6 protein-coding genes are annotated in these 3700 nt (G+C 34.0%); 1 reads left to right on the top strand and 5 read right to left on the bottom strand.

Annotation, left to right across the window (positions count from 1 at the left end):
• Positions 1-109: 109 nt before the first annotated feature.
• The 5 genes from J7K39_02810 to J7K39_02790 form a co-directional block, all read right to left on the bottom strand.
• Positions 110-763: an HAD hydrolase-like protein gene (locus tag J7K39_02810; protein MCD6178813.1), complete on the bottom strand. Its 654-nt coding sequence runs from the start codon at positions 761-763 to the stop codon at positions 110-112.
• The gene (locus J7K39_02805; GenBank protein MCD6178812.1) at positions 753-1424 is read right to left on the bottom strand and encodes a PorT family protein; all 672 of its coding nucleotides are present in this window, start codon (positions 1422-1424) and stop codon (positions 753-755) included. The genes J7K39_02810 and J7K39_02805 overlap by 11 nt, the downstream gene beginning before the upstream one ends.
• Positions 1414-2184 (bottom strand): hypothetical protein, encoded by a 771-nt coding sequence (locus J7K39_02800; GenBank protein ID MCD6178811.1) that lies wholly within the window; start codon positions 2182-2184, stop codon positions 1414-1416. Before J7K39_02800 ends, J7K39_02805 begins: the two co-directional genes overlap by 11 nt.
• Positions 2147-2623, bottom strand: coding sequence for a hypothetical protein (locus J7K39_02795; GenBank protein MCD6178810.1), 477 nt, complete (start codon positions 2621-2623; stop codon positions 2147-2149). Before J7K39_02795 ends, J7K39_02800 begins: the two co-directional genes overlap by 38 nt.
• Positions 2624-2693: 70 nt before the next feature.
• Positions 2694-3038, bottom strand: coding sequence for a TraR/DksA C4-type zinc finger protein (locus J7K39_02790; GenBank protein MCD6178809.1), 345 nt, complete (start codon positions 3036-3038; stop codon positions 2694-2696).
• A gap of 108 nt (positions 3039-3146) precedes the next feature.
• Here J7K39_02790 and J7K39_02785 point away from each other — a divergent pair, with 108 nt between their 5' ends.
• Complete coding sequence (locus J7K39_02785) at positions 3147-3560, top strand: hotdog fold thioesterase (GenBank protein MCD6178808.1); 414 nt, start codon at positions 3147-3149, stop codon at positions 3558-3560.
• Positions 3561-3700 lie beyond the last annotated feature (140 nt).

The following is a 3700-nucleotide window of genomic DNA, read 5'->3' as shown; positions in this document are numbered from 1 at the left end:
GTTTAGATCTTCTACAAGCGGCGTTTATAAATTCTTGTTTAACGCACTTTTGTTGGATTAAAGCAAACTTAACTCTACGAGGGTTTTAAACCCTCGTAGAGTGATTCATTTATAGTAAAAGGTTCGCTAATTCAGAAACAGATTCGCAAACATATTCTGGCTTTTCTTGTATCACAATGGATTCTTCGCCATATCCATAGCTAACCCAACAAGCTTCAATCTGATTAAAATGAGCACCCATAATGTCATATTCTCTATCGCCAATCATAAGGTATTCTGCATCAGCCTTGTTTCCCGTAATTTCTTTGGCATAGGCTACAATCTCTTTTTTATCGGTTCTGCTGCCATCAGTATTTGCTCCGGCGATAAAATCTACATAATCAGAAAGTTGAAAATGATCCAACACTTGTTTTGCAAAATGAGTTGGTTTCGCAGTAGCAAGAGAAATGATTTTTTTTTGCTTTTTAAGCGCTTTTAAAAGTTCGGGAATTCCAGAATAGAGGGAATTCTCAAAAATGCCTTTTTCTGCAAAATACTCCCGAAAGATACGCACCATCTCAATGGTTTCATCATCGCTTAGGTGATAGCGATTTTGAAACGAAAAATGTAGGGGAGGGCCAATAAAATTTAGTAATTCCTCAGGCTGATTCTCGATAATGCCCTTTTTCTTTAGCGCATAATGTATGGAGTTTATAATTCCTTCTTTTGGATCAGTCAAGGTGCCGTCCAAATCGAATAAAAGAATGGAAGCTTTAATGGCCATTAGCAAATAAGAATTGATAGCTTAAAAAGACGCCTATGCTAGTCATATTAGAATAATCGATATTAGTTTTTTCGGGATCGTAAATATTCTGAAAGCCGTAAGTATAGCGAGCTTCGAGTTGAAATAAACCAAGTTTACTTTGATATCGCAGTCCTGCTCCACCGCATATTCCAAAATCGCCTTTGCGAGGAGCTCTTTTTTCGTAGAATTCAAAATAGTTCGATGTTTGGTCTACATTATGGCTCGATTCTTCTTTAAGAAGAACGGAGATATAGGGGCCAAAATTAACTATAAATTTTAATCGGTTTCCAAAATGAAGAGTGGTTAGCATAGGGAATTCAATATAATTTAATTGGGACTTAAAAAGATAATCACCACTAGGATTTTCTTCCCAGCTTTTTGAAATATAGTTGAGCTCTAACTGTATCCCAACGGTTTTTTTATCGATATAACTAAAAATTAAGCCAAAGCCGGGTTCTATACCTGCATTCATTTGCTGGATAGGAATACCAATAATCAGGCCGCTATATGTGATGCCGGTTTTTATTCCAAATCCCATTTGTTTTGGATATGTATCATCGGTTTGAGCAAATATAATCCCCGGACTTATAATAGTTAAGAATAATATTAGTCGATAATATAATGAGATTTTATTTTGCACGTTTTGAAGTTTTTTTGGAATAATTAATGGGTAAGTTATAATAAATATTGTAGTTGAATCCAACTATAATAGCGTCTGCACTTTTTCCGAAACCTGGAATATAAGGTGCTGGTTTTAAAGTCTTATCACCTGTTTGAACAATCATAAATTTGAATCGTAATCCTAAACCCAAATAAATATTTTTTATAATTTCAACTTTAAAACCGGCTATGGCTTCTGCCCAATGTGCCTGACTGTTAAAGCTAACGTTATCGCCGCTTGCATTTGGCCAATAATCAGAATACATCTGATAGTTCTCAAGTCTTTGCTCAAAAGAAGCAAAAGCATAACGAAGTCCTAAGTAAAAGATATCACGACTTGGATTCAACTCTTTTTTATTCATCTTAAAATCTGCTCCTAATCTGAAATAAGTTCCTTCTGAAATATAATCCATTTCGTCACTAGTCTCATTATAACTGTTTATTCCGGCTTCTATAATTCCATACAAATCTTTCTTAAGTGAATAATCAACTGAAAAATCAATGCCTGTTCTCGATGATGATAAGGCTCCGACTAATAGATTACTCATATCCCAACCAAATTTAAGATCGCGTTCAAAAAAAACTTTTTGCTTTTTAGGCTCGCCTTTTTGTATTGGTTCTTCAGATTTTTTTAGTCTGTCCTCATCAGTTCCTGCAACATTTTCTTGTGCAAGTGCAGAGCTTGATATTAGCAAGAGAAAGCTAAAAAACCAATTGAATATTTTCAGTTGAAATGACATCTATTTCCGGATTGCTTAAAATAATATCTTGTAAAAAATTAGTAGTATAATCAATATTTGTAATTGTGTAAGTGTATGAAACACCGCATTTTACTGAACGGAAAAGCAAATGCTTATCATAAGTAAAATGTATGGTATCTTTTATAAGACCAAAGTTTAAAACAAAGCTGCTTTTATTGATGGAATCATTCAACGGAAAGCTGATTAGTTCCGTATCGCTTGTATTAATAAGCAGATTATTGTTTTCATTTGAAATACCAAAGATGGAGTCAATATCAATTTTTGTAGCTACCGTATCTACTATACCATCCGTTTCTGCGTATGTATAAATGCCGGCTTGTAGTTCTATGGCTACCGGACTGCATATTTCGTTTTTCAAGCAGGAGGAGAAAACCCCAAGAAAAACGATAAGTGATATAAGCCAACTAATTTTTTTCAATTTGATCTTTTTTTGACTTTAGCAAAGGTAATAAAGAGGAGGTAACAGACAAGTAAGCATGTAGGATTTATTAATCACTTAATGCTGCACAGCGTACGCATTTTCTGCTTTCGGGCATAATAAATAAACGTCCAATAGGAATAATCTCGCCACAAACACTACAATGTTCAAGTTCATCTTGATCGAAAATAGAGAGAGTATGTCTTAATCCTTTAAGTTGTTCTTGCTTTTTGCGTAATCCTGCTTCGTTTATGCTTTTGTTATTTATTGCGTCCATTCTACTCACTGTACCAATAGCACAATCGGGTTCAATAGGTTTGGTAAGCTCTTTTAAATCGATTATTTGTCGGTTTAACCGTTTAATCTTGCTTTCTATTAGTGCTTTTAATTTTATTTTCTCTTCGGATGTCATCATAAAATTTTAGCAAAAGTACATTTTCTTACATATCAATAAGTATTTCTATTTGATATTTAGGGTTATTATTGGTATTAAGTTTATTTTTGCTTGAAAGAATAATATTTGATGATGATGGAAATTTCACTTGAGCAAATAAATAAAACCAGTAAAGGCACAATGATGGAAGTGCTGGGAATAGAGTATATGATTGTTGAGCCCGGCTATATAAAAGCTAAAATGCCTGTTGATGAACGTACACGTCAGCCTTTTGGGATATTGCATGGTGGTGCAAGTTTGGCTCTGGCTGAAACCATAGGGAGTATAGGCTCGGCAGTTTTAATGGCCGATAAAAATGTTGAGGTAAGAGGTGCGGGAATTACAGCTAATCATATAAAAGCAGTTAAAAGCGGTTGGGTTTTTGGCGAAGCACGAACTATTCATGTTGGGAAAAATACTCATATTTGGGATATTCAAATTAAAGATGAAGATGGCAATTTAGTTTCTACAGCCCGTCTTACAAATTTTATTCTTTTAAAATAGATGAAAGGATCTCTTAGTCAGCTACATCGAATGTTGTTTGATAAAGGAATATCCTTTGTTGCCTATAGTTTACCCGGTCAAACAAAAGCAATTACACTTATTTCATATAATACTATTTATAGTAAAAATATAGATAATAT

The sequence above is a fragment of the Bacteroidales bacterium genome, from assembly GCA_021157585.1.
Taxonomy (GTDB): Bacteria; Bacteroidota; Bacteroidia; order Bacteroidales; family UBA12170; genus UBA12170.
Note: the sequence above shows the minus strand (reverse complement) of the source record. Positions and strands in the feature narration are given on the sequence as shown.

Bases quoted from the DNA above. Each gene is read 5' to 3' on its own strand.
- J7K39_02800 (MCD6178811.1), bottom strand. From the start codon at position 2,184: ATGTCATTTCAACTGAAAATATTCAATTGGTTTTTTAGCTTTCTCTTG.
- J7K39_02790 (MCD6178809.1), bottom strand. From the start codon at position 3,038: ATGATGACATCCGAAGAGAAAATAAAATTAAAAGCACTAATAGAAAGC.
- J7K39_02785 (MCD6178808.1), top strand. From the start codon at position 3,147: ATGATGATGGAAATTTCACTTGAGCAAATAAATAAAACCAGTAAAGGC.
- J7K39_02810 (MCD6178813.1), bottom strand. From the start codon at position 763: ATGGCCATTAAAGCTTCCATTCTTTTATTCGATTTGGACGGCACCTTG.